Annotated in this window: 24 protein-coding genes; 19 read left to right on the forward strand and 5 right to left on the reverse strand. The window is 63.3% G+C overall.

The window, feature by feature from the left end; translation table 11 throughout:
* Positions 1 to 28: 28 nt before the first annotated feature.
* A complete protein-coding gene (locus tag B5E65_RS05955) occupies positions 29 to 1,414 on the reverse strand; it encodes an MATE family efflux transporter (RefSeq protein WP_087170854.1) in 1,386 nt (461 codons plus the stop codon).
* 159 nt (positions 1,415 to 1,573) lie between these two features.
* On the opposite strand from B5E65_RS05955, the gene B5E65_RS05960 reads away from it, so the two are divergent.
* The 15 genes from B5E65_RS05960 (at position 1,574) to B5E65_RS06030 (ending at position 16,711) form a co-directional block, all read left to right on the forward strand.
* Positions 1,574 to 2,047, forward strand: a complete 474-nt coding sequence (locus B5E65_RS05960) for a methylated-DNA--[protein]-cysteine S-methyltransferase (RefSeq protein ID WP_087170855.1) — start codon at positions 1,574 to 1,576, stop codon at positions 2,045 to 2,047.
* A 99-nt stretch (positions 2,048 to 2,146) separates the two neighbouring features.
* On the forward strand, positions 2,147 to 3,562 hold the full coding sequence (locus tag B5E65_RS05965) for a glycine--tRNA ligase (protein WP_087170856.1): 1,416 nt from the start codon (positions 2,147 to 2,149) through the stop codon (positions 3,560 to 3,562).
* 69 nt (positions 3,563 to 3,631) lie between these two features.
* Complete coding sequence (locus tag B5E65_RS05970; RefSeq protein WP_087170988.1) at positions 3,632 to 4,870, forward strand: aminopeptidase; 1,239 nt, start codon at positions 3,632 to 3,634, stop codon at positions 4,868 to 4,870.
* The gene (locus B5E65_RS05975; protein WP_087170857.1) at positions 4,858 to 6,036 is read left to right on the forward strand and encodes an acyltransferase family protein; all 1,179 of its coding nucleotides are present in this window, start codon (positions 4,858 to 4,860) and stop codon (positions 6,034 to 6,036) included. Before B5E65_RS05970 ends, B5E65_RS05975 begins: the two co-directional genes overlap by 13 nt.
* A 91-nt stretch (positions 6,037 to 6,127) precedes the next feature.
* The gene (locus B5E65_RS05980) at positions 6,128 to 6,616 is read left to right on the forward strand and encodes a ribosome maturation factor RimP (RefSeq protein WP_087170858.1); all 489 of its coding nucleotides are present in this window, start codon (positions 6,128 to 6,130) and stop codon (positions 6,614 to 6,616) included.
* 55 nt (positions 6,617 to 6,671) lie between these two features.
* Entirely contained in the window at positions 6,672 to 7,730 is a 1,059-nt protein-coding gene (nusA, locus tag B5E65_RS05985; protein WP_087170859.1) for a transcription termination factor NusA, read from the forward strand.
* A 55-nt stretch (positions 7,731 to 7,785) separates the two neighbouring features.
* On the forward strand, positions 7,786 to 8,064 hold the full coding sequence (gene rnpM / locus B5E65_RS05990) for an RNase P modulator RnpM (protein ID WP_087170860.1): 279 nt from the start codon (positions 7,786 to 7,788) through the stop codon (positions 8,062 to 8,064).
* Positions 8,054 to 8,371: a L7Ae/L30e/S12e/Gadd45 family ribosomal protein gene (locus tag B5E65_RS05995; RefSeq protein ID WP_087170861.1), complete on the forward strand. Its 318-nt coding sequence runs from the start codon at positions 8,054 to 8,056 to the stop codon at positions 8,369 to 8,371. Before rnpM ends, B5E65_RS05995 begins: the two co-directional genes overlap by 11 nt.
* Positions 8,371 to 10,713, forward strand: coding sequence for a translation initiation factor IF-2 (gene infB, locus B5E65_RS06000; protein WP_087170862.1), 2,343 nt, complete (start codon positions 8,371 to 8,373; stop codon positions 10,711 to 10,713). Before B5E65_RS05995 ends, infB begins: the two co-directional genes overlap by 1 nt.
* A gap of 14 nt (positions 10,714 to 10,727) precedes the next feature.
* A complete protein-coding gene (gene rbfA / locus B5E65_RS06005) occupies positions 10,728 to 11,099 on the forward strand; it encodes a 30S ribosome-binding factor RbfA (protein ID WP_087170863.1) in 372 nt (123 codons plus the stop codon).
* Positions 11,100 to 11,117: 18 nt separating this feature from the next.
* Positions 11,118 to 12,101, forward strand: a complete 984-nt coding sequence (locus tag B5E65_RS06010) for a DHH family phosphoesterase (RefSeq protein WP_087170864.1) — start codon at positions 11,118 to 11,120, stop codon at positions 12,099 to 12,101.
* Positions 12,098 to 12,982, forward strand: a complete 885-nt coding sequence (gene truB, locus B5E65_RS06015; protein WP_206406283.1) for a tRNA pseudouridine(55) synthase TruB — start codon at positions 12,098 to 12,100, stop codon at positions 12,980 to 12,982. Before B5E65_RS06010 ends, truB begins: the two co-directional genes overlap by 4 nt.
* Before the next feature lie 8 nt (positions 12,983 to 12,990).
* Positions 12,991 to 13,935: a riboflavin biosynthesis protein RibF gene (gene ribF, locus B5E65_RS06020; protein WP_242957491.1), complete on the forward strand. Its 945-nt coding sequence runs from the start codon at positions 12,991 to 12,993 to the stop codon at positions 13,933 to 13,935.
* A 153-nt stretch (positions 13,936 to 14,088) separates the two neighbouring features.
* A complete protein-coding gene (rpsO, locus tag B5E65_RS06025; RefSeq protein WP_087170866.1) occupies positions 14,089 to 14,346 on the forward strand; it encodes a 30S ribosomal protein S15 in 258 nt (85 codons plus the stop codon).
* A gap of 226 nt (positions 14,347 to 14,572) precedes the next feature.
* On the forward strand, positions 14,573 to 16,711 hold the full coding sequence (locus B5E65_RS06030; RefSeq protein WP_087170867.1) for a polyribonucleotide nucleotidyltransferase: 2,139 nt from the start codon (positions 14,573 to 14,575) through the stop codon (positions 16,709 to 16,711).
* Positions 16,712 to 16,791: 80 nt separating this feature from the next.
* On the opposite strand, the gene B5E65_RS06035 is transcribed toward B5E65_RS06030, so the two are convergent.
* From B5E65_RS06035 to rny, 3 genes are all read right to left on the reverse strand, one after another.
* Entirely contained in the window at positions 16,792 to 18,129 is a 1,338-nt protein-coding gene (locus B5E65_RS06035) for a DUF6056 family protein (protein ID WP_087170868.1), read from the reverse strand.
* Positions 18,126 to 18,665 (reverse strand): hypothetical protein, encoded by a 540-nt coding sequence (locus B5E65_RS06040; RefSeq protein WP_087170869.1) that lies wholly within the window; start codon positions 18,663 to 18,665, stop codon positions 18,126 to 18,128. The genes B5E65_RS06035 and B5E65_RS06040 overlap by 4 nt, the downstream gene beginning before the upstream one ends.
* A gap of 113 nt (positions 18,666 to 18,778) precedes the next feature.
* Positions 18,779 to 20,341 carry a ribonuclease Y gene (gene rny, locus B5E65_RS06045; RefSeq protein WP_087170870.1) on the reverse strand — a complete coding sequence of 521 codons (1,563 nt, stop codon included), beginning with the start codon at positions 20,339 to 20,341 and terminating at the stop codon, positions 18,779 to 18,781.
* A 676-nt stretch (positions 20,342 to 21,017) separates the two neighbouring features.
* Between rny and thrS the strand changes: the two genes are divergently transcribed.
* Positions 21,018 to 22,952 (forward strand): threonine--tRNA ligase, encoded by a 1,935-nt coding sequence (gene thrS / locus B5E65_RS06050; protein WP_087170871.1) that lies wholly within the window; start codon positions 21,018 to 21,020, stop codon positions 22,950 to 22,952.
* Between the two features lie 59 nt (positions 22,953 to 23,011).
* Here thrS and B5E65_RS06055 read toward each other — a convergent pair whose 3' ends face one another.
* The gene (locus tag B5E65_RS06055) at positions 23,012 to 23,860 is read right to left on the reverse strand and encodes an SDR family oxidoreductase (protein ID WP_087170872.1); all 849 of its coding nucleotides are present in this window, start codon (positions 23,858 to 23,860) and stop codon (positions 23,012 to 23,014) included.
* 243 nt (positions 23,861 to 24,103) lie between these two features.
* Between B5E65_RS06055 and B5E65_RS06060 the strand changes: the two genes are divergently transcribed.
* The 3 genes from B5E65_RS06060 (at position 24,104) to B5E65_RS06070 (ending at position 26,686) form a co-directional block, all read left to right on the forward strand.
* Positions 24,104 to 25,042 (forward strand): transporter substrate-binding domain-containing protein, encoded by a 939-nt coding sequence (locus B5E65_RS06060; protein ID WP_087170873.1) that lies wholly within the window; start codon positions 24,104 to 24,106, stop codon positions 25,040 to 25,042.
* Between the two features lie 98 nt (positions 25,043 to 25,140).
* Positions 25,141 to 25,926, forward strand: a complete 786-nt coding sequence (locus B5E65_RS06065) for an amino acid ABC transporter permease (RefSeq protein WP_087170874.1) — start codon at positions 25,141 to 25,143, stop codon at positions 25,924 to 25,926.
* A gap of 1 nt (position 25,927) precedes the next feature.
* A complete protein-coding gene (locus tag B5E65_RS06070) occupies positions 25,928 to 26,686 on the forward strand; it encodes an amino acid ABC transporter ATP-binding protein (RefSeq protein ID WP_204656902.1) in 759 nt (252 codons plus the stop codon).
* The last annotated feature ends 5 nt before the right edge of the window (positions 26,687 to 26,691 follow it).

Genomic DNA, 26,691 nt, shown 5'->3' on the forward strand with positions numbered 1-26,691 from the left:
GATTGTCAAGGGGTTTGCGGCGGAAAAGTCAGGATTCGTCTGCCTGTACGGTGGGGCGGCTTTGATTCTCCCGGCGGCGCAGGTGCTTTTCAAATACCAGGGCGAATACGGTGCCGCTTACACAGGCGGAAATCACGTCCGCCAGAGGCTCGGCGTAGAAAGCCGCCTGCGCGCCCCAGAAGATAGGCAGAATCAGGGTGAACACCACAAAGCTGCCCTTACGGAACAGCGACAGCACCAGCGAAGTTTTGGTGCGGGCCAAAGCGGTGAGGCCGTCCACCCGGGCGTACTGCACCGCCAGCGGGATGATGGCCAGGGTGAATACCCGCAGCCCCCAGGCGGACAGATCGATCAGGGTGGGATCGGCGGTGAAGATCCGCACCACCCAGCCGGCCATCAGCTGGAATACCACGAACAGAATGGCGGTGAAGCCCAGGCACATCCGCAGCACGCAGCGGGTGGCCTGCCGCACCCGGTCACTCTGGCAGGCGCCATAGTTGTAACTGATGATGGCCTGGGTACCGCTGCTGATGCCCAGCATCGGGCCGGTGATCAGAGCCATACAGCTCTGTACGATGGTGGCGCAGGCGATCAGAAGGTCGCCCTGCTCCGGGCCGCCGTACCGCTGCAGCACCGCGTTCATGGCAATCAGGATCAGGCTGTCGGTGGCCATGATCAGAAACGGCGGAAAACCAATGGTCGCCACCCGCAGCATAAGGCGTCCGTCCGGGAGGGAGAACCCGATGCGGATGGGCGGCTTGCGGAACAAGAACCACACGGTGAAGCAGCAGCTTAAAAACTGGGCCAGCACCGTGGCCACCGCCGCACCGGCCACCCCCATGTCCAGCACAAAGATGAACACCGGGTCCAGCACGATGTTGGCCACCGCGCCGATCAGCACCGCCGCCATCCCCACCGTGCTGAATCCCTGGCAGGTGATGAAGTAGTTCAGACCTACTGCCATCAGCGCAAAGAAGGTGCCGGCCGTGTAGATGGTCATGTAGGTGTCCGCGTAGACAAAGGTGGCGCTGCTGGCACCGAAACAGAGCAGCAGCGGACGGCGGCAGAGCAAAAAGCCTACCGTCAGCACCGCCGACAGCCCGGTCAGCAGCAGAAAACAGTTGGCCAGCACCCGCCGGGCCGCTTCGTTATCGCCCTCGCCCATGCGGATGGCCATCAAAATGGAGCCGCCCAGACCTACCAGAGTGCCGAAACTGCTCAGCAGGGTCACGATGGGGCCGCATACCCCCACCCCCGCCAGGGCAAGGTCGCCGATCTCCGGAATGTTGCCGATATACACACGGTCGATCAGGCTGTATAATACATTAACAAACTGGGCGATCATGGCGGGCACCGCCAGCCCCAGCACCAGCCGGGGGATGGGCGCGCGGCCCAGATCCTGTCTGCCTTTCATAAGAACGAAACTCCCTCATTCGATACCAAATCTTACGGCCGCCCGGGCAGCCGCATTGCGGCTATTATAGCATCCGCGCCGCACGGTTGCAACGGGGTTTTGCCTTGTGGTATAGTGAAAAAAACGTCCGCTGTTCCGGCGGGCGGAAGGAGGGCCGGTATGATTGCTTTTTGCGAATATGAAAGCCCGCTGGGCATGTTGGTGCTGGCGGCGGATGAACGGGGGCTTTGCCGGGTGGGCCTGCATGCGCAGCCCGGCCCGGAGATGACGCAGAAGGACACCCCGGTGCTGGCGGCGGCCCGCACCCAGCTGGACGAGTATTTTGCCGGGCGGCGCACTGCGTTTGACCTGCCTCTTTCGGAGACCGGCACCGGGTTCCAGAAACAGGTCTGGGCGGCGCTGCGGGCCATTCCCTGGGGCGAGACCCGCAGCTACGGCCAGATCGCCGCGGCGGTGGGGCGGCCGGCGGCAGCCCGGGCGGTAGGCGGGGCCTGCCATGCGAATCCTCTGCTGATCGTGACCCCCTGCCACCGGGTGGTGGGGGCAGGCGGGGCGCTTACCGGATTTGGCGCCGGGCTGCCCGCCAAGGAGTTTCTGCTGGCGCTGGAACATCCGGAACCCTCCCGCCCTTGACGAAGCGGCGCGGGGCGGGTATGATAGGGTAGAACAGGCGGGCGGGGGCCCGCTGCAAACAACGGCGGCGCAGCCAGCGTCGCGGTAAGGAGTAGAAGAATGAAAAACAGCGAAAAGAGTTTTGAGACCATCGTAAACCTGTGCAAAAACCGGGGCTTTGTCTACCCGGGCAGCGAGATCTACGGCGGTCTTGCCAACAGCTGGGACTACGGCCCCCTGGGAGTGGAGTTCAAGAACAACGTAAAGAAAGCCTGGCTGAAGAAGTTCGTGCAGGAAAGCCCCACCAATGTGGGCCTTGACGCGGCCATCATCATGAACCCCCAGACCTGGATCACCACCGGGCATGTGGCCGGCTTCTCTGATCCTCTGCTGGACTGCCGCGCCTGCAAGGCCCGCCACCGGGCCGACAAGCTCATCGGCGACGAGTACCCCGACGTAAACGTGGACGCCATGAGCTTTGACGAGATGGACGCTTTCATCAACGAGCATACCGATCTGGTCTGCCCGGTCTGCGGCAAGCATGACTTCACCCCCATCCGCAAATTCAACCTGATGTTCAAGACCGCCATCGGCGTGACCGAGGACTCCTCCTCCACCTGCTACCTGCGTCCCGAGACCGCCCAGGGCATCTTTGTGAACTTTGCCAACATCCAGCGCACCACCCGCCGCAAGCTGCCCTTCGGCGTCTGCCAGGTGGGTAAAGCGTTCCGCAACGAGATCACCCCGGGCAACTTCACCTTCCGTACCCGCGAGTTCGAGCAGATGGAGTGCGAGTTCTTCTGCAAGCCCGGCACCGACCTGGAGTGGTTCGCCTACTGGAAGGACTTCTGCCGCGACTGGCTGCTGAGCCTGGGCATCAGGGAGGAGAACCTGCGCCTGCGTGACCATGAGCCCGCCGAGCTGGCTTTCTACTCCCGCGCCACCACCGACATCGAGTACGCCTTCCCGTTCACCGACTGGGGCGAGCTGTGGGGCATTGCCGACCGTACCAACTACGACCTGGGCCGCCATCAGGAGGCCAGCGGCAAGAGCCTGGAGTACTTCGATCAGGAGACCGGCGAGCACTACATCCCCTACGTGATCGAGCCCTCCCTGGGCGCCGACCGGGTGGCCCTGGCTTTCCTGTGCGACGCTTACGACGAGGAGCACCTGACCGACGCCAAGGGCAAGGAGGACGTGCGGGTTGTTCTGCGTCTGCATCCCTACCTGGCCCCCTTCAAGGCCGCCGTGCTGCCCCTGAGCAAGAAACTGGGCGACAAGGCTATGGAGATCCGGGGCGAGCTGAGCCGCTACTTCATGGTGGACTACGACGAGGCCGGTTCCATCGGCAAGCGTTACCGCCGCCAGGACGAGATCGGCACCCCGCTGTGCATCACCGTGGACTTTGACACCGTGGGCGATGGGGAAAAGGAAGGCGACAACTGCGTCACCGTCCGCGACCGCGACACCATGGAGCAGGTGCGTCTGCCCATCAGCGAGCTGCGCGCCTATATTGAGAAGAAGATCGAATTCTAACAGCAAGCCCGGCGGAGCGTGCCCTGTATCATGGGCCCGCGCCGCTTTTTTATCAAAAAGGAGAAAACTATGGATCGGAACCTTTTACAGGAATACGCAGACTTCGCGGTCAAGGTGGGGGTCAACGTGCAGAAAGGCCAGACCCTGATCGTGCAGGCCCCGGTGGAAGGGGCCGACTTTGCCCGCCTGTGCGCCGCCGCCGGCTACGAGGCCGGGGCCGCCCGGGTGCTGGTGCGGTATAAGGATGAAAAACTGGCCCGTCTGGACATGGAAAAGGCGGAGGAATCGGAACTCTGCGACAACAAGCCCTGGCTGCTGCGCAGCTATCTGGACTATGCTGAAGCTCCCGGCGGGGTGTGCATCCTGCATGTGGTGGCCGAGGACCCGGAACTGTACAAAGGCCTGGACGCAGGCAAGGTGAACCGGGTGGCGCTGGCCCGTCAGGCGGCGCTGCGCCCCTGGCAGGCGTATACCCATTCCAACCGGGTGCAGTGGTGCATCGTGGCTATCCCGTCCCCGGCCTGGGCCCGCAAGGTGTTCCCGGACCTGCCTCAGGAAGAGGCTATCGAGACTCTGTGGCAGCGCATCTTCACCGCCTGCCGGGTGCAGTCCGGCCGCAGCGCGGTGGACGCCTGGCGGGAGCATGTGGACGCCACGGCTGCCCGGCGGGACAAGCTCAACGAGCTGGGGCTTGTCCGGGTGCGGATGACCACCCCCGAGGGCACCGACCTGACGGTGGGCCTGGCCGATGACGCAGTCTGGGCCGGGGCCAACAGCACCACCCCCGCCGGCGCCACCTTTATCGCCAACATCCCCACCGAGGAGGTGTTCACCGCCCCTCACCGGGATAAGGTGGACGGCGTGGTCAAGGGTACCAAGCCCTTTGCCTACAACGGCCAGCTGGTGGAGGACTTCACCGTCTGGTTTGAGAACGGCAAGGTGGTGCGCTGTGCCGCCCGCGCCGGGGAGGAGCAGCTGAAGGAGATGCTGGCCAGCGACGAGGGCGCCAGCCATATCGGCGAGCTGGCGCTGGTGCCGGCCTCCAGCCCTATCAACCAGGCGGGGGTGCTGTTCTACAACACCCTGTTTGACGAGAACGCCGCCTGCCACATCGCCTTTGGCGAGGGCTATCCCGAGAATATCCGGGGCGGCGAGAGCATGGAAAAGCCCGCCCTGGCCGCCAAGGGCCTGAACCTGTCGGACATCCACGAGGACGTGATGGTGGGCAGCGCCACCATGACCGTTACCGGCTGGACAGCCGACGGCCGGGAAGTGCCCATCTTCGAAAACGGCGAATGGGTGCTGTAAGCACAATACCCGCCTGGCGCCGGGAACTGGCCCGGCCGCAGGGGGCGGACGTGTTCCGGGTGCTGGCCGTCGGGATGGTGGCCGCCTTTCACTTCTGGCAGCAGACCTGGATCGGCGGCGGAAAGCTGGACTATCTGCTGCGCACCGGCTGTGCCTGGGTGGACGGCATGATTCTGCTGTCGGCGTTCTGCCTGTACCTGCCCCACGCGCTGGACGCGGCGGAGGGCCGGCCTTTTGCGGGTACGCCGGGCTTTTTCTGGCGGCGGGTGGTGCGGCTGGTGCCTGCCTACTGGGCGGCCACCCTGCTCTGCGGTGCGGTGGACGCTGTGCAGCGGGGGCTGGATGCCCACCTGATCAAGGACATTCTGGCCCATCTGCTGCTGGTTCCCACCCTGTTTCCGGAAAGCTATATCTGGGCCCGCACCAACGGGGCCCTGTGGACGGTAGGGGTACTGGTGCAGTTCTACCTGCTGTTCCCGCTGCTGGCCCGGGCTTTCCGGGCCCGGCCAGTGCTAACCTTTGCCGGGCTGTGCGCGGTGCAGGCAGGCTGGAGTATCTGGATCACCCGCTTTGATGACTGGCGGTATTCCTTCACCTTCAACCAGCTGCCCGCCTTTGCCGGGGTGCTGGCGCTGGGCTTTGCGGCAGCGATGGCGGTGGCCGGGCTGGGCTGCCGGGTGCAGGGGCGCTGGCGGTGGGGCTTTACCCTGCTGGCGGCGGGCGCCCTGTGGGCGGCGGCCCGGGTGCTGCGGTATATGAACGACATGGGCAACATCCAGCGGGCACAGCTGCTCTGCCGCATGCCGCTGGTGTTCTGCCTGGCGCTGGCCCTTGTGGGCCTGTGCCTGGGGGTGCGGCTGCCCGGCGGGCGGGTCTGGGCTTTTCTCAGCGGGATCAGCTACCAGTTCTATCTGTGGCACCAGTGGCTGGCGGTGCAGCTGAAATACCACCTGCGCCTGCCGCCCTGGCAGGGGGACACCCCGCCCAATCAGCTGGGGGATACCGTCTGGATGTGGCGATACTTTGCGCTGATCCTGGCGGTCTCGCTGGGGGTGGCGGCGCTGCTTACCTATACGGTGGAGCGTCCGGCGGCCGCCGCACTGCGGCGGCTCTGGCCTCCGGCGCGCCCGCAAAGCGGGCAAATCTCGCAAAAGGCTTGCAAATAGCAAGGCTTTGTGGTATAGTGCTACTGTACGATGATCAGCATGGAAAGTGGGCCGCAAGGTCCGCTTTTCTTGTTTGTTTAGGAGGTTTTTCATGGCGAAGGCAAAAGGCGGCCCCAGCACCGCGCAGGTGGTGGAGACTCTGGTGCGCCCGGTCGTGGAGGGCATGGGCCTGCGGCTGTGGGACGTGCGGTTTGAAAAGGAAGGGCCGGACTGGTTCCTGCGCATCCTGATCGACCGGGATATCCCGTTGGATACCGATACCTGTGAGGCGGTGAGCCGGGCTATCGACCCGGTGATCGACGCCGCCGATCCCATCGAGCAGAGCTATTATATGGAGGTGGGCAGCCCTGGTCTGGGCCGCCGCCTGACCCGGGACGAGCATTTTACGCTTTGCCGCGGCCAGAAGGTGGCCGCCCGGCTGATCCGCCCGGATGAACAGGGCCGCCGGGAACTGGCCGGCCTGCTCACCGGCAAAGAGGGCAGCCTGGTCACCCTGGAAACCCCGGAAGGTCCGGTAAGCTTTGACGCTGCCGCCGCCAGCTTCATCAAGCTGTGCGACGACGAGGACCTGTTCGGCTGAACGACGATTCCCGCGGAAGAAAACCGCATACAATAAACAGGAGGAAACCGCAGAAATGAACAACGAGTTTTTTGAGGCGCTTGCCCAGCTGTGCAAGGAGCGGGGCATCGCTGTGAGCGATATGGTGGAGAAGATCCGCGCGGCCATCGTGATCGCCGTCAAGAAGGATTACGAGGTGGAGGACGACAACGTTCTGGTGGAGATCAACCCCGAAACCGGCAAGTTCACCGTCTCCCTGGTGCGGGACGTGGTGGAAGAGGTGGAGAACCCCCACACCCAGATGACCCTGGAGGAGGCCCACGCCATCCGCAAGACCTACGCGCTGGGCGACCGGGTGGTCACCCCGCTCAAGACCAAGGAGTTCGGCCGTATCGCCGCCCAGACCGCCAAGCACGTGATCCGGCAGGGCATCCGGGAAGCCGAGCGCAGCCTGCAGTACAGCGAGATGCAGTCCAAGGCCCATGAGATCGTCAGCGGCACCGTCACCTCCATCGACCCGGTGCGCGGCATCGTGGCGCTGGATCTGGGCAAGGGCGGCAACGCCATCCTGCCCAAGGGCGAGCAGGTTCCCGGCGAGGAGTTCTACGAGGGCCAGCACCTGCAGGTCTACGTGGTGGACGTGATCGTCACCGACCGCGGCCCCAAGGTCATGATCAGCCGTACCCATCCGGGTCTGGTCAAGCGGATGTTCGAGATGGAGGTGCCCGAGATCTTTGACGGTACCGTGGAGATCAAGGCCATCAGCCGCGAGGCCGGCGCCCGCACCAAGATCGCCGTGGCCAGCAAGGACCCCAACGTGGATCCCCAGGGCGCCTGCATCGGCGTGCACGGCAGCCGTGTTTCCAAGATCGTGGAGGCCCTGAACGGCGAGAAGATCGACGTGATCCCCTGGAGCGAGGACATCACCCAGTTCATCGCCGCCGCCCTGAGCCCCGCCAAGGTGCTGAAGGTGGAGCTGCTGGAGGGCGACACCCGCAGCTGCCGCGTTACCGTGCCCGATGCCCAGCTGAGCCTGGCCATCGGCAACAAGGGCCAGAATGCCCGCCTGTGCGCCCGGCTGACGGGGTATAATATCGATATCCGCCCCGAAAGCGGCTATTACGGCGAAGAGTAATCCGCGGAGGGCCCTGCCCTCCCGTGCAAAATCCGGAAAGGAGTGAACCCCCAAGATGCAACAACGAAAGATCCCGCTGCGCCGGTGCCTGGGCTGCAACGAATCCAAACCCAAAAAGGAGCTGGTGCGGGTGGTGCGCAGCCCGGCGGGGGAGATCTCGCTGGATCTGGTCGGCAAAAAGCCCGGCCGCGGCGCCTATGTGTGCCCCAGCGTCCAGTGCCTGGCCAAAGCCCGCAAGGCCAAACGGATCGAGCGCGCGCTGGACACGCCCATCCCCCCCGAGGTGTACGACGCCATGGAGCAGCAGATGAAGGAGGCCGCCCATGACCAGTGATAAAGCCTTTCAGGCCCTGTCGCTCTGCCGGCGGGCCGGCAAGCTCGTAATGGGCTTTGACCCGGTGGCCGACAATGTGATGCGGGGCCGGGCCCAGCTGGTGCTGCTGGCCGCCGACCTGAGCCCCAAAACGGCCAAACGGGTGCAGAATTTCTGCGAGGGGCTGGTGCCGGTTGTGGCGCTGCCCCATACCCAGGCCGAACTGGCCGCCATCGCCCACAAGCCGGTGGGGGTATTTGCCGTAATCGACCAGAACCTCGCCGTTCTGTGCAAGAACAGCCTGACGCAGACAAAGGAGGACCGCTAATGGTTATCAAATATAAAGTAAGCGAAGTAGCCAAAGACCTGAACAAGCCGGCCAAGCAGATCATCGACCTGCTGGCTGCCCGGGGCGGCGAGCCGAAGAAGACCGCTTCCAACCTGGACGAGGCCGAGCTGAACTACATTTTTGAGCATTTCACCAAGGAGACCGAGGAGCCCAGCCTGGACGCCTACCTGGATTCCGCCCCGAAGCCGAAGCCCAAGGAGAGCGAGATCCTGAAGAAGGCCGACGGCACCGTGGTGGAGATGCCCACCCCGCGCCATAAGAAGAAGGAAAAGAAGCAGGCCGAGCCCCAGGGCGAGGCCCAGCCTACCGAGACGGTAGAGGCCCCCAAGCGGGAGGTCGTGACCAAGGTGGTGGACACCCGTACCGTGGACGTGAACCTGGATAAGTTCAACGAGCGGTACACCGAGCTGGCGGGCACCAAGAACGTGGAGAACCGCCGCAAGCCCACCCCTGCCGGCAACAAGCAGAAGTTCACCAACAACAAGAACCGGGGCCGTCAGCCCTTCCAGAAGCGCCGGGAGACCGAGGCCGAGCGCCTGCAGCGCATCCAGCTGGAAAAGGCCCGCAAGGCCCAGCTGAAGGTGCAGATCCCCGACGAGATCACCGTGGGTGAACTGGCCAGCCGTCTGAAGCAGACCGCCAGCAACGTGATCAAGAAGCTGATGGGCCTGGGCGTGATGGCCAGCGTCAGCCAGGTGGTGGACTACGACACCGCCGCCATCGTGGCCGAAGAATTCGGCGCCAAGGTGGAGAAGGAAGTCCATGTGACCATCGAGGAACGCCTGTTTGAGGTGGAAGCCGACAACGAGGCCGATCTGGTGGAGCGCCCGCCGGTCGTGGTGGTCATGGGCCACGTCGACCACGGCAAGACCAGCATCCTGGACGCCATCCGCAAGACCCACGTGACCGCGGGCGAGGCCGGCGGCATCACCCAGCACATCGGTGCGTACCAGGTCATGAGCGGCGGCAAGCCCATCACCTTCCTGGATACCCCGGGCCATGAGGCGTTTACCAGCATGCGTGCCCGCGGCGCCAACATGACCGACATCGCCGTTCTGGTGGTGGCGGCCGACGACGGCATCATGCCCCAGACCATCGAGTCCATCAACCACGCCAAGGCCGCCCAGGTGTCGGTCATCGTGGCCATCAACAAGATGGATAAGCCCACTGCCAATCCCGAGCGTGTCATGGAACAGCTGACCCAGTACGAACTGGTTCCCGAGCAGTGGGGCGGCGACGTGATCTGCGTGCCCGTGTCCGCGCTGACCGGCCAGGGCATCAGCGAGCTGCTGGAGAACATCGCGCTGGTGGCCGAGGTCAAGGAACTCAAGGCCAACCCCAACCGCCGCGCCAAGGGCGCCGTGGTGGAAGCCCGTCTGGACAAGGGCCAGGGCCCCGTGGCCACCATCCTGGTGCAGAACGGTACCCTGCATAAGGGCGACTGCATCATCGCCGGCACCGCTGTGGGCCGCGTGCGTACCATGAAGAACGACAAGGGCCAGTACATCGAGCAGGCCGGCCCCTCCACCCCCGTGGAGATCACCGGCCTGACCGAGGTGCCCGCCGCAGGCGATTTGTTCGACGCGGTAGCCGACGAAAAGCTGGCCCGCGAGCTGGCCGACCAGCGCGCCACCGAGGCCAAGGAGCGTCAGTTCAGCACCTACCAGAAGGTCACCCTGGACAATCTGTTCAGCCAGATCGCCGAGGGCGAGCGCAAGGAACTGGACATCATCGTCAAGGCCGACGTGCAGGGCAGCGCCGAAGCGGTCAAGCAGAGTCTGGAGAAGATCAGCAACGACGAGGTGCGGGTCAAGGTCATCCACACCGGCGTGGGCGCCGTCAACAAGTCGGACGTCATGCTGGCCAACGCCTCCGGCGCCATCATCATCGGTTTCAACGTCCGTCCCGACCCCATCGCCAAGGAAGAGGCCGCCCAGGCCGAGGTGGAGATGCGGATGTACCGCGTTATCTACGACGCCATCAACGACGTGACCGACGCTATGAAGGGCATGCTGGCGCCCAAGATCCGCGAAGTGGAGCAGGGCCGTCTGGAAGTCCGGCAGGTCTACAAGATCAGCAGCGTGGGCCTGGTGGCCGGCAGCTATGTGCTGGAAGGCAAGATTACCCGCAACAGCAAGATCCGCGTGGTGCGCGACGGTATCGTGGTCACCGAGGACGAGATCGCTTCCCTGCGCCGCTTCAAGGACGACGTGAAGGAAGTGGCCCAGGGCTACGAGTGCGGCGTCACGCTGGAGAAGTTCTCCGACATCAAGGAGGGCGACATCTTCGAGGCCTACATCCTCGAGGAGTATCGTGACTGAGAGGAGGGCGTACCATGCCCAGTAAAAATCAGGGCCGTCTGGCCCAGGATATGAAGCGGGAGGTCATCGGCATCATCGGCCAGATGAAGGACCCGCGCCTTACCGGCGCGGGCCTGCTCACCGTCACCCGCCTGGACGTGACCCCGGATCTGGACCAGGCCCGGGTGCACATCAGCGTGATGGGGGCCTCCGACCAGGCCACCGCCGAGGCGGTCAAGGCGCTCAACAAGGCCAGCGGCCATGTGCGCACCGAGGTATCCCGCCGCATGCACATCCGCAAAGCCCCGCGCTTTGTGTTCTGCGCCGATGACGGCGCCGCCTACGCAGCTCATATCAACGAACTGCTGGCCGGGCTGGAGAAATCCGGCGAGCCGCAGGAGGAGTAAGCCGAAAGGAGAGCATCCATGACGGATCGTTTACAGCCGGAGGAGATGGTCAGCCGCCTTCTGAATGCGGAGGATATCCTGCTTCTGTGCCATAAAAATCCCGATGGGGACACCACCGGCAGCGCCGCGGCCCTGTGCCACGCGCTGCGGGCGCTGGGCAAGCAGGCGGCGGTATTCTGTGCCGACCCCATCCCGTCCATGTATAGCTATATGCAGATCCCGATGTATACGCCGGATCAGTTCACCCCCGGCTGCGTGCTGGCCATCGACGTGGCCAGCATCCAGCTGTTCGGGGACCGGGCCCGCCCCTGGAGCGAGCGGGTGGACCTGTGCATCGACCACCACGGCTCCAACGCGGGCTACGCGGGGGAGACCCTGCTGGACGACTCGGCGGCCGCAACCGCCGAGATCCTGGCGGATCTGATCCCCCTGCTGGGGATCGAGATCACCCCGCTCATCGCGGATTGCCTGTATACCGGCCTGTCCACCGACACCGGCTGCTTCAAGTTTGCCAACACCACCGCCCGCACCCACCGCACCGCTGCCCGCCTGATGGAACTGGGCGCCCGCGTGGAGGATCTGAACCCGCTGCTGTTTGAAAACAAGTCCCGGGCTCTGATGGAGATCGAGCGGATGGCGCTGGCCGGATTGGAGTATTTCTTTGACGGCCGCTGCGCCGTGATCTGCCTGACCAAGGAGCAGATTGCCAGCAGTGGCGTCACCCCCGGTGAGCTGGAGGGCATTACCAGCCTGCCCCGCATGATCGAGGGGGTGCAGGTGGGTATTACCATGCGCCAGCTGCCCGCCGGCAGCTGCAAGATCAGCGTGCGCACCATCAAAGGGGTGGACGCCTGCGCCATCGCCCGCCGTCTGGGCGGCGGCGGCCACAACCAGGCCGCCGGCTGCGAGCTGGAGGGCAACCTGGAAAACGCCAAGCAGGCGGTGCTGGATGAGGTAGAAAAGGAATTCCGCCGCATGGCCGCCGCACAGGAGGAAGAATGAGCGAGCTGAACGGGGTGCTGGTGGTAGACAAGCCCGCCGGCTGGACCAGCTTTGACGTGCTGGCCAAACTGCGCGGGGTGCTGCACACCCGAAAGCTGGGCCATTCCGGTACCCTGGACCCGATGGCCACCGGCGTGCTGCCGGTGTTTGTGGGCCCCGCCCGCAAGGCGGTGGACCTGCAGACCAATCACGACAAGGAGTACGAGGCGGTGATCCGCCTGGGCGAGCGCACCGATACCGGCGATGTGACCGGCACGGTGCTCGAAACCGCACCGGTCACGGTGGGGGAGACGGAACTCAAAGCCGTGCTGCCCCGTTTTCTGGGGCCGCAGATGCAGCTGCCGCCCATGTACTCGGCGGTCAAGGTGGGGGGCGTGCCTCTCTATAAGGCCGCCCGCCAGGGCAAAGAGGTGGAGCGCACCCCTCGCCCGGTGGTGATCCACGAACTGGAGTATCTGGGCCCCTGCGGGCCGAATGAGTACCGGTTGCGCATCCTCTGCGGCAAGGGCACCTATGTGCGGGTGCTGCTGGAGGAGATCGGCGCGGCGCTGGGCACCGTGGCCACCATGGCGGCCCTGCGGCGTACCCGGGCCGGGGCCTATACCCTGGCCGGCAGCCATACACTGGAAGAGATTCTGGCAGCGGGGGAGAACGTCTCCGCCCTGCTGATCGGGCTGGACACGGTGTTTGCGCACCTGCCCGCCCTTACCGCCGATGCGGCCACCGCGGGCCGTCTGGCCAACGGTGCGCCCACCTGGCGCTGCGGCCATCCCGTCGGCCGCTACCGGCTCTACGGGCCGGACGGCGGGTTCCTCGGCGTGGGCCGCTGCGATGCGGACGGCGCACTCCGGGCGGAAAAACTGTTTATCGAGAGAGGATGAGTCGGTTCTTGCAGATCAGCGATCGAGTACAGAGCCTGGACTGCCCGCAGGGAAGCGCGGTGGCCCTGGGCTTTTTCGACGGGGTGCACATCGGGCACCAGTCGGTCATCAAGGCCGCGGTGGACTGCGCCCGGGCTGAAGGGCTGGCCGCCGGGGTGTTTACCTTCCGGCTGCCGCTGTCCCATCAGCTGAAGGGCGGCCGCCTGGAAACCGAGGCCGACAAGCACCGGGTCATGGCGGACCTGGGCGTCCAGGTCTATCTGGAACCCCCGTTTGAGGAGGTCTGCGGCCAGTCCCCCGAGGAATTTGTGGATCAGATTCTGGTGGGGGTATTCCGCGCCAAGGCCGTGTTCTGCGGCGATAACTTCACCTTCGGCAAAAAGGCCGCCGGCAATGTGGAAACCCTGCGCACCCTCTGCGGGCAGCGGGGTATCCGGGTGGTGCAGGTGGAGATGGCCCAGTGGCAGGGAAAGAGCGTCAGCTCCACCCGCATCCGGGCCGCGCTGGAAGCCGGGGACATCACCGCCGCCAATACCATGCTGGGCCGGCCCTACCGCATCGATTTCCCGGTGCGCCGCGGCCAGGGGCTGGGCCATACGCTGGGCTTTCCCACCATCAACCAGGTGTTCCCGGAGGGCTTCATCCAGCCCCGCTTCGGCATTTACATAACCCGGGTGCAGATCGGCGGCACCTGGTACGCCGGGGCCACCGGCCTGGGCACCCGGCCCACCGTGAACAGCAGCGGCCAGAACCCCACCTGTGAGACCTTCATCCCGGGCTTTACCGGTGATCTCTACGGGGCGCAGCCGGTGCTGGAATTCTACGAGTATCTGGCCCCCAGCCGCAAATTTGATACTCTGGAAGAGCTGACCGCCTGCGTGCAGGACGCCGCCGCCAAAGCGGCCGCCTACTTCGCCCCCGGCGGGGCGGGCAGCGCGGTTGAAGCCCGGTAAAAATCATCCACAAAACCGCTTGTAATCCGGCAGGTGGTGTGGTATACTGATTATCGATACCGTGGCCCGGCGAGGGGAGTATGCCCTGCATCAGGGATTCCTCGTTCCCTCCGCTGAGCTGTCGGCAAATATATAAAAGTGAGGTAACTGAACATGGAAAACAAGCTGAACATCATCGAGTCCGCCCGCGTGCATGAGAACGACACCGGTTCTCCGGAGGTCCAGGTCGCTCTGCTGACCGCCCGTATCAACCACCTGAACGAGCATCTGCAGGCCAACCCCCATGACCACCACAGCCGCCGCGGCCTGCTGAAGATGGTCGGCCGCCGCCGCAACCTGCTGGCCTATCTGCAGAAGAAGGACATCGAGCGCTACCGTGCCCTGATCGCCAAGCTGGGTCTGCGCAAGTAATCGTCGCCTTGAGGCAGGCGGGCCGTCCCGGGCCGCCTGCCTCTCTGTTTTTTCATAGCCCGCAAAGGGCCTGTCTGCGTGTGTTTTAGCAGTGAATCGAGCCGTTTTGGTCCCCCTCAAAACGCCTGGATTTATTGCTAAAGCCGCGCCGGGCCTGTTGCGGACGAACAAAATCCCGGGCGGTCTGCGCAGCGCGCGCCGCCCCTATATGCAGGAGGTAGAACAAATGGCATTGGAATTCGCGTCCCGGCACGAGACCTTCCCCAATTACAAGACCTACCAGATGGAACTGGCCGGCCGCCCGCTGGTGGTGGAAACCGGCAAGATGTGCGGCCTGTCCAACGGCAGCTGCCTGGTGCGCTACGGCGAAACCGTGGTGCTCTGCAACGTGACCATGAGCGAGAAGCCCCGCGAGGGCATCGACTTCTTCCCGCTGAGCGTGGAGTTTGAGGAAAAGCTCTACTCTGTGGGCCGCATCCCCGGCAGCTTCCTGCGCCGTGAGGGCCGCCCCGGCGAGAAGGCCATCCTGACCAGCCGCGTGGTGGACCGTCCCATCCGTCCGCTCTTCCCCAAGGAGATGCGCAACGATGTCTGCGTCACCATGACCGTCATGAGCGTGGATCAGGACTGCAGCCCGGAGATCACCGGCATGATCGGTACCTCCATCGCCCTGTCCATCAGCGAAATCCCCTGGAAGGGCCCCATCGGCGGCGTCTTCATGGGTCTGGTGGACGGCAAACTGGTGGTCAACCCCACCCTGGAGCAGCGTGAAAAGAGCGACCTGCAGCTGACTGTGGCCGCCACCGAGCAGAAGATCGTCATGATCGAGGCCGGCGCCAACGAGGTGGACGAGACCACCATGCTGAACGCCATCAAGATGGCCCACACCGAGATCAAGAAGGTCATCGCCTTCATCAACAGCATCGTGGCCGAGATCGGCAAGCCCAAGGTGGAATTCCAGAGCGCCGATCTGGACATGAACCTGTACCATGCGGTCAAGGACAAGTACCTGGACGACTTCAAGGCCGCTATGGACACCGATGACAAGAACGTGCGGGACGCCCGCCTGAGCCCCATCCGCGCCCGTCTGGAAGAGGAGTACCCCGATCTGGACGCCGCCACCATCGAGCTGATCATGTACAAGATGCAGAAGTTCGTGGTGCGCCGCTGGCTGCTGGATGAAGGCAAGCGTGTGGACGGCCGCGGCATCAACGAGATCCGTCCTCTGGCCGCCGAAGTGGGCATCCTGCCCCGCGTACACGGCAGCGGTATGTTCACCCGTGGCCAGACCCAGGTGCTCACCGTCTGCACCCTGGGCAACACCAAGGACAGCCAGCTGATGGACGACCTGGGTACCGAGCCCTACAAGCGCTATATCCATCACTACAACTTCCCGCCCTACTCCGTGGGCGAGGCCCGCGCGCCCCGCAGCCCCGGCCGTCGTGAGATCGGCCACGGCGCTTTGGCCGAGCGTGCCCTGCTGCCCATGATCCCCTCGCAGGAGGAGTTCCCCTACACCATCCGTCTGGTCAGCGAGGTGCTGTCCTCCAACGGCTCCACCAGCCAGGCTTCCATCTGCGGCAGCACCCTGGCGCTGATGGATGCGGGCGTGCCCATCAAGGCCCCCGTGGCCGGCATCAGCTGCGGCCTGATCACCGAGGGCGACCGCTGGATGACCATGCTGGACATCCAGGGCGTGGAGGACTTCCACGGCGATATGGACTTCAAGGTGGGCGGTACCCATAAGGGCATCACCGCCATCCAGATGGACATCAAGATCGACGGTCTGACCTACGACATCATCGAGGAAGCCTTCGAGAAGTGCCGCAAGGGCCGCCTGTTCATCCTGGACGAGATCATGCTGCCGGTCATCCCCGCTCCCCGTGAGCAGCTGTCCAAGTACGCGCCCAAGATGCTGTCCATGGTCATCCCTGTGGACAAGATCAAGGATGTCATCGGCAAGGGCGGTAAGGTCATCCAGGAGATCTGCGCCAACTGCAACTGCAAGATCGACGTGGAGGAAGACGGCCATGTGTTCGTCTCCGCTGTGGACATCGACGATGCCAACCGGGCCATCCACACCATCAAGACCATCGTGGAAGATCCCGAGATCGGCGCCATCTACAAGGGCCGCGTGACCCGTCTGATGAACTTCGGCGCCTTCGTGGAGATCGCTCCCGGCAAGGAAGGCCTGTGCCACATCTCCAAGCTGGACACCAAGCGTGTAGAGCGGGTGGAGGACGTGGTCGCGGTGGGCGACGAGCTGATCGTCATGGTCACCGACATCGGCCAGCGCGGCATCGACCTGAGCCGCAAGGACGCTCTTGCCGCCATCGAGGCCCGCAAGAAGCAGCAGAACGGCTGATCTCGTTCATACAAATAACAGCAAACAGGGCGCGCTGCCAATGGCAGCGCGCCCTGTTTTGATTAAATACGGTAACCGTTTTATGCCACTGGCATGATAAAGGCACGGTACATGGTGAGAAGCCCATAAGCGGTCAGAACCGCCGAGGGCAACCAGAAAGCCCAGCGGGGTAAACGGCTCTCCACCGCGCCGCGAAATAGTTGGCGCAGGCTCAGCAGGTTGATCAGAATATTGCTCACATAGAAAGGGCGCTCCAGAGAAGCGTAGAGGGAGGGAGAAAAACCCATTACCACCAGGTTCGCCAGCACTGCCAGCCCCATCAAACCGGCTGCCCAATCGGGCTGGCCGCCGTCTGCCAGCAGAAGCCCGCAGAGCAGGAACCAGAAGAACAGTCCCAGCCAGGTCAGCAAAAGCGCATGGTTGCCGCCGCCGTACAGATTGTCACCGGACACAAAGGCAAACAGCGGTTCCACAGCCGGAACAAAATCCCGGGCACTGGCCAGCATCCAGTATCCGGTACAGAGAATCCCCATCAGCGCCGGCAGCCAGCGGCGGCACAGCAATAGACGCAGGGTCAGCAGCCCGGCCAGAATAAATACATAGCGCGCTAACGGTCCGGTCAGGGCGTCCAGCCCGTAGGTAAGACCCAGTGCCAGCTTCTGCCACAGATTGTAGCTGCCGTAATCCGGCCAGCGGGAAATGGTTTCAGCAAAGCTGCGCACACCGTTGCCCGGTGCGGCCAGGTTTACTGCGCAGTTTACGGCAGTCAGGCCCAGTACTGCCCAAAAGGGGAGGGGGATACGGCGCCGGCTCAGCAAAAAGGCGGCCAGAAGTGCCAGCAGGCAGCCCAGCAGGGTAGCAGCAGGCTGCTCAGCATAGGCGGCAAAACAGGCACAGAGAGCCGCCGCAATCCATAAAAAGGGCGAAACCGCTTCGCCGCAGAAAGCCCGGCATATGACCCAGACCGTAAACAGACAGGCGGCCAGTCCCCACACAAAGGAGAGGGAAGCGCAGCCCCAAAGTACCGTGTTGAACAGCGAGGAAGTGCACACCGTCAAGGCGCCTGCGGCCACCGTCAGGGCAGGCAGTGCGGGCTTTTCATTGGCAGGAAGAATAAAGCAGGCGGCCAGACGTTCCAGGCACCAGGCCAGCCCGGTGAGTACCAGTGCGTTCAGGGTGCGGAATATCCAGACCGGCATCCGGGTCAGGGGAACGTAGAGCAGGTGCAGAGCCCGGCCGCTCCAGTTCAGGTAATAGTAAACAAACCAGTTCCAAAGGCTGCCGTAATCTTCCGGTGCAGACATATATCGCAGATCGTCGGCACGAAATACAAGGCAGCTGTTGAAAACAAAAAACACCACAAAGATTCCCGCATACAGCAGGACGCGAGTTTGGATCCGCTGCTTTTGGGCGATCATTGGCGCACCTCCTCACCGGTATGATACAGGTACCGGCTTCCGTCCGGCAGGGTAAAGGTCACGCAGATTTCCGCTCGCTCCGGCAGTTTGGACAGCGAAACGCGGCTAGTCAGGCAGGGGCGGCCGTAGTTCAGCCCGTCCTGCGGCAGCCAGGCCGCATCCTCTGCCGGCTCGGACGCCTGCGTGGGAAGCAGATACAAGGTACCGTTCGTCGAATCCAGCAGCGCAAACCGGCTGTCATTCCAGGGGCCCCGAACCGGCCCGCCGTTGCCCCAGTTGTAGCTGTCGTACTGTACGCCCTCATCCAGGGCCCAGCCGGTCAGCACAAGAACATCATTCTCCTGCACGGCACCTTCCACGCCGGCTTGCAGGGAAGAACGCTGAGAAGCGTCGGCCCAGTCGGCGGCGGTTGAGCGCTCCACGCGGGCGCGCAGCGCATAGAGGGGCAGACACAGGGCTGCCAGCAAAGCGGCGCCCAGCGGAATGAGCAGCAGCCGGGCTGTTTTCAGGGAAGAGCGGGCGTATTGCACAGGCATGGGGAAAACTCCTTACTATGTAAAAACGGATATCAGCAAAAACACAGCGCGCCGGAGCGCAGCAGGGAAAAGGCGCAGTGCCTTTCCGCCCGCGCTCCGGCGCGTGTTGGGGTTTATTTCGCGTATTCCACCGCACGGCTCTCGCGGATCACATTCACCTTGATCTGGCCGGGGTAATCCAGCTCTTCCTCGATCTTCTTGGTGATGGCGCGGGCCATCAGAATCAGCTGATCGTCGTTGACAGCCTCGGGCTTGACCATGATCCGCACCTCGCGGCCGGCCTGCACCGCAAAGGCGGTTTCCACGCCCTCGAAGCTGCAGCTGATTTCTTCCAGGTTCTCCAGACGCTTGATATAGCTTTCCAGATTCTCACGGCGGGCACCCGGACGGGCGGCGCTGATGGCGTCGGCCGCCATGACAATAAAGGCCAGCGGAGTCTTGGGCTCCACGTCACCGTGGTGGGCCTCGATCGCGTGGATGACAGCCGGGCTCTCCTTGTACTTGCGGGCGATCTCCACACCGATCTGGATGTGGCTGCCTTCGATCTCGTGGTCCAGCGCCTTGCCGATGTCATGCAGCAGGCCGGCGCGGCGGGCCTGGGTCACATTCACGCCCATCTCGGCGGCCAGCAGCCCGGAGATCCAGGCCACTTCCAGCGAGTGATTCAGCACGTTCTGGCCGAAGCTGGTGCGGAACCGCAGGCGGCCCAGCAGCTTGACCATGTCGGGATGGATGCCGTGCAGGCCCAGATCCATCACGACCTTTTCGCCCTCCCGCTTCATGCTGATTTCCAGCTCGCGGCGGCATTTCTCCACCGTTTCCTCAATGCGGGCGGGATGGATACGGCCATCGCTGATCAGCTTCTCCAGCGCCATCCGGGCAACCTCCCGGCGGGTCTGGTCAAAGCTGGACAGGGTGATAGCTTCGGGGGTATCGTCGATGATCAGGTCCACGCCGGTGGCGGTCTCCAGAGCGCGGATGTTCCGGCCCTCACGGCCGATGATCCGGCCCTTCATCTCGTCGCTGGGCAGCGGCACCACGCTCACGGTGGTCTCGCTGGAGTGATCCGCCGCGCAGCGGGCGATGGCCTGGCCGATCATCTCACGGGCGATGTTGTCTGCCTCGTCCTTCAGGTTGGCCTCATAGGCGCTGATGCGCATGGCCTTTTCGTGAGTCAGTTCCTCTTCCAGGCGGTTCAGCAGCAGCTGCTTGGCGTCCTCCTGGGTCAGGCCGGCGATGGTTTCCAGCTTTTCCATCTGGCGCAGCTTCAGCTGTTCCAGCTCATCCAGACGGGCTTCCACCAGCTCGCTGCGGCCCTTCAGGTCTTCTTCTTTCTTTTCCAGGGCGGCGGTGCGCTTGTCCAGGGATTCTTCCTTCTGGTCCAGGCGGCGCTCCTGACGGGTCAGTTCGCCGCGGCGCTCCTTGACCTCTTTGTCAGCCTCGGCTTTCAGCCGGAACACTTCGTCCTTGGCCTCCACCACGGCTTCCTTGCGTTTTTGTTCGGCGGTGCGGATGGCTTCATTTACCAGCCGCTTGGCTTCTTCTTCGGCGCTGCCGATCTTGGCCTCGGCCGTTTTGCGCCGGTAGACCGACCCTGCGTAAAACGCAAGGGCGCCCACCACTACGGCAACGACCAGACCCACCACGACGCACGCAATTACAATGCTCGGGTTCATGGATGGTGTCAACTCCTCAAAATATACTTGCTATCTTGAGATGGACCGCCGTACAAGGGGGCGCCTTCTGCAAAAGGTTATTCAGTTTTTTATAAGTCGGGCAACAGCAATCACACGGACCGCTCCACAACGCGCCGTGCACAGAATGAAAATGCAAACTTATAAAAAGGGATTTCCCCAGAAAACAGTAAGGCGGGGCAGGCGCCCCAGACGGTCCACCAAAATATCAGTATTATTGTAAGGTAGATTTAGTGCAATGTCAAGAAAGAGTTGACTTTTGGAAACGGTGGGGGTATAGTATAGGCGACGGTGAAACGCAATGTTCCGCCGCCGGTTATCAAACTGTTTCATCTTGCAAAAGGTGTCGATGCGGCCATGAGCCGGGCGCATCCGCCGCAGCAGAGAGGGCCGCCGCTCCCCGGAGCGTGCTGTGAGCGGCCTTGCGCGGTGCCCGGTCTTACCAACCGCGGAACTGCGGGGGCGAACCCCCGCCGGGCAGGCCCGTTACAGCCGACAACGAGAGGCACCCTGTTCACAGGGCGCAATCCGGGTGGAACCGTGGAGCGTGCATACCGCCGCTTCATCCCGTGGCAGCAGTTGCGGGATGAAGCGGCTTTTTTCATTCCCGCCGCCCCAAGGGCGTGCGGAAAACAAACGAAGAATGGAGGAAACGACAATGATCAATGTGGATCTGAAAGGCACGGTACGGCAGTACGAGGCGGGCGTCACCGCCGCCGACGTGGCCAAGAGCATCGGCATGGGCCTGTACAAGAGCGCCTGCGCCGCCAAGGTGAACGGGGAAGTGTGCGACCTGCGCACCCCGCTGAATAAGGACTGCGCCCTGGAAATCCTGACCTTTGAGGACGAGGGCGGCAAGCATGCTTTCTGGCACACCGCTGCCCATGTGATGGCCCAGGCGGTGCAGCACCTGTTCCCGGGCGCGCACTTCGGCATCGGCCCCGCGCTGGAAAACGGCTGGTACTACGACATCAAGGCTGACCGCACCCTGACCCCGTCCGACTTTGCCGCCATTGAAGCGGAGATGAAGGCCATCGTCAAGGCCGACCTGCCGCTGGAGAAGCGCACCATCACCGTGGAGGAGGGCCGCCAGATCTTTGCCGGCCAGACCTACAAGCTGGAGCTGCTGGAAGAGTACGCCGAAAAGGGCTGGGAGCTGACCGTGTACCAGCAGGGTGACTTCACCGACCTGTGCGCCGGCCCCCACCTGATGAGCACCGGCGCCATCAAGGCGGTCAAGCTGACCAAGGTGGCCGCCGCCTACTGGCGCGCCGATGCGTCCCGGGACAGCCTGGACCGTCTGTACGGCATCGCTTTCCCCAAGGCCAGCCAGCTGGAGGAGTACCTGAAGCAGCAGGAGGAGGCCCTCAAGCGAGACCACAACAAGATCGGCCGTGAACTGGAATACTTCACCACCGTGGATGTGATCGGCCAGGGCCTGCCGGTCATGCTGCCCAACGGCGCCCGTGCCATCCAGCTGCTGCAGCGCTGGGTGGAGGACACCGAGCAGAAGCGGGGCTACCTGCTGACCAAGACCCCGCTGATGGCCAAGCGGGAACTGTACAAGATCAGCGGCCACTGGGACCACTATCTGGACGGCATGTTCATCCTGGGCGATCCCCACGACGAAACCAAGGAGTGCTTTGCCCTGCGTCCCATGACCTGCCCGTTCCAGTATCAGGTGTACCTGAACCGCAAGCGCAGCTACCGTGACCTGCCCATGCGCCTGGGTGAGACCTCCACCCTGTTCCGCAACGAGGACTCCGGCGAGATGCACGGCCTGATCCGTGTGCGTCAGTTCACCATCAGCGAGGGCCACATCGTGCTGCGTCCCGATCAGCTGGAGCAGGAGTTCCGCGGCTGCCTGGAGCTGGCCAAGGAGATGTTGGAGACCCTGGGCCTGGCCGAGGATGTAAGCTACCGGTTCAGCCAGTGGGACCCCAACCGCAAGGATAAGTACGAGGGCACCGCCGAGCAGTGGGAGGAAGCCCAGGGCCTGATGAAGAAGATCCTGGATCACCTGGGCCTGGAGTACAAGGTGGGTATCGACGAGGCCGCCTTCTACGGCCCGAAGCTGGATATCCAGATCAAGAACGTGTTCGGCAAGGAAGACACCCTGATCACCATCCAGATCGACATGCTGCTGGCCCAGAAGTTCGGCATGGTCTACACCGGCGAGGACGGCCAGGAGCACACCCCCTATATCATCCACCGTACCTCCATCGGCTGCTACGAGCGTACCCTGGCCCTGCTGCTGGAGAAGTACGCCGGCGCCCTGCCCACCTGGCTGATGCCCACCCAGGTCATGATCGTGCCCATTACCGACCGGCAGCATGACTACGCCCGTGAGCTGAAAGAGAAGCTGGACGCGGCCGGCATCCGGGTGGAGGCCGACTACCGCAGCGAGAAGATGGGCTACAAGATCCGCGAGGCCCAGCTGAAGAAGATCCCCTATATGCTGGTGGTTGGCGACAAGGAGATGGAGAACGGCCAGGTAGCCGTGCGCGCCCGCAAGGAAGAAAAGGGCGGCGTCATGAGCGTGGAGGACTTCATCGCCCAGATCCGCGCCGAGATCGACAGCAAAGAGCGGTAATCTCTATACCTTATAGAATAGAAAAGGGAGGAACCCGGACGGGTTCCTCCCTTTTTCTGTCAAAACTGCAGCGCCCGTACCAGCGCCTCGGCGCTGTCCGCGAACCGTATCCCCGCGGCCCGGGTTTTGGACGGGTCCATCCGCAGTTCCCGGGGCGGGTAGTCCTTGGGCCGGGCCAGCCCCGGATCCGCGCCCAGCGCCGCCAGACCTCGCCGGGCCAGTTCGCAGATGGGCAGCCCGGCCTCGTTGGGGCTGCCCCAGTTCCACACCCCGCCCGGCAGATCAAAGGCAGCGGGCAGGTTGGCCAGCAGTTCCCACACGTCGGTCACGCCCCGCCGGTCGGCGGCGGCAAACTCTGTGCTCTGGCTGCTTTGCGCCATCCGCCGCAGCGTCTGGGCCAGATCGCCCCGGCGGCAGGGATAGGGCCGGGCATCGTACAGCCAGGTCAGCCGCAGACTCACTGCGCCCGGGGCCAGCGCTGCACAAAGGCTTTCGGCGGCCAGCTTCTGCTGCCCATAGGGCTGCACCGGGGCGCAGGGCTCTTCCTCTTTATAAGGGCCGCCGTTTTCCCGGCCCGGCCGCCCCAGGTACACCTGGTCGGAACTGCAGAACACCAGCCGGGCCCCAACCTTGCCGCAGGCCTCAGCAATCAGCCGGGTGCCCTCCACATTGATCCGCTCGCTGCCCGCCGGGTCAGCGGCGCAGGCGCCCACGTCGGATACCGCCGCCGTGTGCAGCACCCGGGTGGGGCCAAATTCCCGGAACACCCGTTCCACCGCCGCCGGGTCGGTCAGATCCATCTCCCGGCGGCCCACCGCCTGTACCTGCCAGCCGCGCCGGGCGGAAAAGTATTCCGCTGCCCGGCTGCCCAGAAATCCGTTTGCCCCGGTAATCAGAAGCCGTTCCATACCGCAGCCCTCCTTTTTTGGTCAGTATACCCGCTGCCGGCACTGCCCGTCAATCCTGTATTTCCTGCATATATGCATAAAATATGCATGATAATTCGCTTGGTTAAAGTGAATTGCAGGATATTGCACAGAAAAATCAGGAAAATAAGAGGATAGTTCGGCTGCTTTACCTATTGCAAATGCATGAATATTCATGTATACTGCATATACAGTCAAACGCGACTGGAAAGGATGGGATCAATCATGAAAAAGGTATTCGCTATTGTTTGTGCGCTGACTCTGCTGGTCAGCCTGCTGGCCGGCTGCGGCAATGCTGCTTCCGGCTCCGAAACTGGTTCTTCTGCTGCCACCGGCAGCAGCGCCGCCGCCGGGGATTCTTCCGCTGCTGAGGAGAAGCCCGAAGGCTGGTGGAAGGAAGAACTGACCACCGTCACCGACGGTAAGCTCACCGTGGCTACCAGCCCGGACTTCGCCCCCTACGAATTCTACGCCATCGACGAGAACGGCAACGCCCAGCTGGCCGGTTTTGATATGGCCCTGGCGCAGTACATCGCCGATTATCTGGGCCTGACCCTGGAAGTCATCCCCATGGACTTTGACGGCGTGCTGGCTGAAGTGACCGCCGGCAACGTGGACCTGGGTATGGCCGGCCTGAGCCCGGACCCTGACCGTATGGAGGCTATGGACTTCTCCGACATCTACTACCAGGGCGGCCAGTCTCTGGTGACCGTGCAGGCCAACAAGGACAAGTGGTCCTCCCTGGCCGACCTGAACGACGCTTCCCTGAGCATCGGCGCTCAGCTGGGCTCCATCCAGTATGACCTGGCTATGGAGAACACCCCCGACGCCGACGTGGTGACCCTGGCGAAGGTGACCGACGTGATCGCCGACCTGCTGGGCGACAAGCTGGACGCCGCTTTCATTGAAACCGTGGTGGCCGAGAGCTATCAGAAGAACTACCCTGACCTGTACATTGCTTTCGACGTGCCCTACGAGGTGGAGGGTTCCTCCATCGGCGTGGTCAAGGGCAACGAAGCCCTGCTGGCCGGCGTGAACGAGGCCATTGCCGCCGCCCTGGCTGACGGCAGCATGGACACCTTCGTGGCCGAGGCCAACGAACTGGCTTCCGGCGAGACCTACGAGGGCCTGCTGGAGGATGCCAGCGCCTCCTCTGCCGCCTGATTTACCGGCACAGACTTGTATGACCGACAATTCCTCTCCGTCCTCCGGCGGGGAGGAATCGTCATTCCAGAACGAACCCCCCGAAAGGAGTTTCTGCCATGAGCATTTCTGCCGTCGGCTTTGAAAAGACCTTCCAATACGCCCAGATGTTCAAGGAAGGCATGCTCTGCACGGTCTATCTTTCCCTGTTTACGGTCATCCTGGGCTTTATGCTGGCGCTGGTGCTGGCGGTCATGCGGATGAGCAACTTCCGTCCCCTGCGATTCCTGGCCATGACCCCGGACGGCCATATGCGGGAGGAGGGCTTCCTGGCTGTTGTCAGCCGGTTCAACCCCATCAGCTTTATCGCCGCCGTCTATGTGGAGGTAATCCGGGCTACCCCCATGCTGGTGCAGCTGTTCATCGTCTATCAGGTGGTGTTCAGCAAGGATGTGATCAACCTGCCTTCGGTCACGGTGCTGGGCTTTCTGAAACTTAACCGTTTCCTGCCCGGCGTGGTGGCCCTGGCACTGAACTCCGGCGCGTACCTGTCCGAGATCATCCGGGCGGGCATTCAGTCGGTGGACGGGGGCCAGACCGAGGCATCCCGCTCGCTGGGCCTTAACCAGGGCCAGACCATGCGGTTTATCGTGCTGCCCCAGGCCATCAAGAATATCCTGCCTGCCATCGGCAACGAGTTTGTAACCATCATCAAGGAATCCGCCATCACCTACACCATCGGCGTGGCGGATCTGATGGCCGCCGTCAAGGCCGCCCAGGCCGGCACCTTCCTGGTGCTGGAGCCGCTGCTGGTCGTGGCTGCCCTCTACTTCTGCCTGACCTTCCCCACCAGCAAGATCATTGCCTATTTTGAAAGGAGGATGCGCCGTGGCGACCGTCGATAATCTGATCCAGGTCACAGACCTCAAAAAGCACTACAACCGGGGCGCCATCAAGGCGCTGGACGGCATCACCGTGGACATCAACAAGGGCGACGTGATGGTGGTGATCGGGCCTTCCGGTTCCGGTAAATCCACCTTCCTGCGCAGCCTGAACCTGATGGAGGAGCCCACCGGCGGCGCCATCGTATTCGACGGGGTGGACATCACCAAGAAAAAGGTGCGCAACGAGGCCGGCAAGATGGTCAAGCTGGACATCGACAAACACCGTCAGAAGATGGGCATGGTGTTCCAGCATTTCAACCTGTTCCCCCATATGACCATTCTGGACAACATGACCCTGGCCCCGGTGAAGGTGCTGCACATGAGCCGACCCGAAGCCGAGGAAAAGGCCAGAAAGCTGCTGGAGCGGGTAGGCCTGGCCGACCGCGCCGACGCGTACCCCATCCAGCTGTCCGGCGGCCAGAAACAGCGCGTGGCCATTGTGCGCGCGCTGATGATGGAGCCGGAGGTCATGCTGTTTGACGAGCCCACCAGCGCCCTGGACCCGGAGATGGTCGGCGAAGTGCTGGACGTTATGAAGGAGCTGGCCCGGGAAGGCATGACCATGGTGGTGGTCACCCACGAGATGGGCTTTGCCCGTGAAGTGGGCAACCGGGTGCTGTTCATGGCGGACGGCAAGCTGCTGGAACAGGGCACCCCTGCCGATATCTTTGAGCATCCCCAGCACCCCCGTCTGCGGGAGTTTTTGAGCAAGGTGCTGTGAACCGA

The sequence above is a fragment of the Gemmiger sp. An120 genome, assembly GCF_002160955.1.
Taxonomy (GTDB): domain Bacteria; phylum Bacillota; class Clostridia; order Oscillospirales; family Ruminococcaceae; genus Gemmiger_A; species Gemmiger_A avium.

What these genes read in the sequence shown, in the direction of transcription:
- B5E65_RS05955 (WP_087170854.1), bottom strand. Translation starts at nt 1,414, where the DNA reads ATGAAAGGCAGACAGGATCTGGGCCGCGCGCCCATCCCCCGGCTGGTG.
- B5E65_RS05960 (WP_087170855.1), top strand. Translation starts at nt 1,574, where the DNA reads ATGATTGCTTTTTGCGAATATGAAAGCCCGCTGGGCATGTTGGTGCTG.
- B5E65_RS05965 (WP_087170856.1), top strand. Translation starts at nt 2,147, where the DNA reads ATGAAAAACAGCGAAAAGAGTTTTGAGACCATCGTAAACCTGTGCAAA.
- B5E65_RS05970 (WP_087170988.1), top strand. Translation starts at nt 3,632, where the DNA reads ATGGATCGGAACCTTTTACAGGAATACGCAGACTTCGCGGTCAAGGTG.
- B5E65_RS05975 (WP_087170857.1), top strand. Translation starts at nt 4,858, where the DNA reads ATGGGTGCTGTAAGCACAATACCCGCCTGGCGCCGGGAACTGGCCCGG.
- B5E65_RS05980 (WP_087170858.1), top strand. Translation starts at nt 6,128, where the DNA reads ATGGCGAAGGCAAAAGGCGGCCCCAGCACCGCGCAGGTGGTGGAGACT.
- nusA (WP_087170859.1), top strand. Translation starts at nt 6,672, where the DNA reads ATGAACAACGAGTTTTTTGAGGCGCTTGCCCAGCTGTGCAAGGAGCGG.
- rnpM (WP_087170860.1), top strand. Translation starts at nt 7,786, where the DNA reads ATGCAACAACGAAAGATCCCGCTGCGCCGGTGCCTGGGCTGCAACGAA.
- B5E65_RS05995 (WP_087170861.1), top strand. Translation starts at nt 8,054, where the DNA reads ATGACCAGTGATAAAGCCTTTCAGGCCCTGTCGCTCTGCCGGCGGGCC.
- infB (WP_087170862.1), top strand. Translation starts at nt 8,371, where the DNA reads ATGGTTATCAAATATAAAGTAAGCGAAGTAGCCAAAGACCTGAACAAG.
- rbfA (WP_087170863.1), top strand. Translation starts at nt 10,728, where the DNA reads ATGCCCAGTAAAAATCAGGGCCGTCTGGCCCAGGATATGAAGCGGGAG.
- B5E65_RS06010 (WP_087170864.1), top strand. Translation starts at nt 11,118, where the DNA reads ATGACGGATCGTTTACAGCCGGAGGAGATGGTCAGCCGCCTTCTGAAT.
- truB (WP_206406283.1), top strand. Translation starts at nt 12,098, where the DNA reads ATGAGCGAGCTGAACGGGGTGCTGGTGGTAGACAAGCCCGCCGGCTGG.
- rpsO (WP_087170866.1), top strand. Translation starts at nt 14,089, where the DNA reads ATGGAAAACAAGCTGAACATCATCGAGTCCGCCCGCGTGCATGAGAAC.
- B5E65_RS06030 (WP_087170867.1), top strand. Translation starts at nt 14,573, where the DNA reads ATGGCATTGGAATTCGCGTCCCGGCACGAGACCTTCCCCAATTACAAG.
- B5E65_RS06035 (WP_087170868.1), bottom strand. Translation starts at nt 18,129, where the DNA reads ATGATCGCCCAAAAGCAGCGGATCCAAACTCGCGTCCTGCTGTATGCG.
- B5E65_RS06040 (WP_087170869.1), bottom strand. Translation starts at nt 18,665, where the DNA reads ATGCCTGTGCAATACGCCCGCTCTTCCCTGAAAACAGCCCGGCTGCTG.
- rny (WP_087170870.1), bottom strand. Translation starts at nt 20,341, where the DNA reads ATGAACCCGAGCATTGTAATTGCGTGCGTCGTGGTGGGTCTGGTCGTT.
- thrS (WP_087170871.1), top strand. Translation starts at nt 21,018, where the DNA reads ATGATCAATGTGGATCTGAAAGGCACGGTACGGCAGTACGAGGCGGGC.
- B5E65_RS06055 (WP_087170872.1), bottom strand. Translation starts at nt 23,860, where the DNA reads ATGGAACGGCTTCTGATTACCGGGGCAAACGGATTTCTGGGCAGCCGG.
- B5E65_RS06060 (WP_087170873.1), top strand. Translation starts at nt 24,104, where the DNA reads ATGAAAAAGGTATTCGCTATTGTTTGTGCGCTGACTCTGCTGGTCAGC.
- B5E65_RS06065 (WP_087170874.1), top strand. Translation starts at nt 25,141, where the DNA reads ATGAGCATTTCTGCCGTCGGCTTTGAAAAGACCTTCCAATACGCCCAG.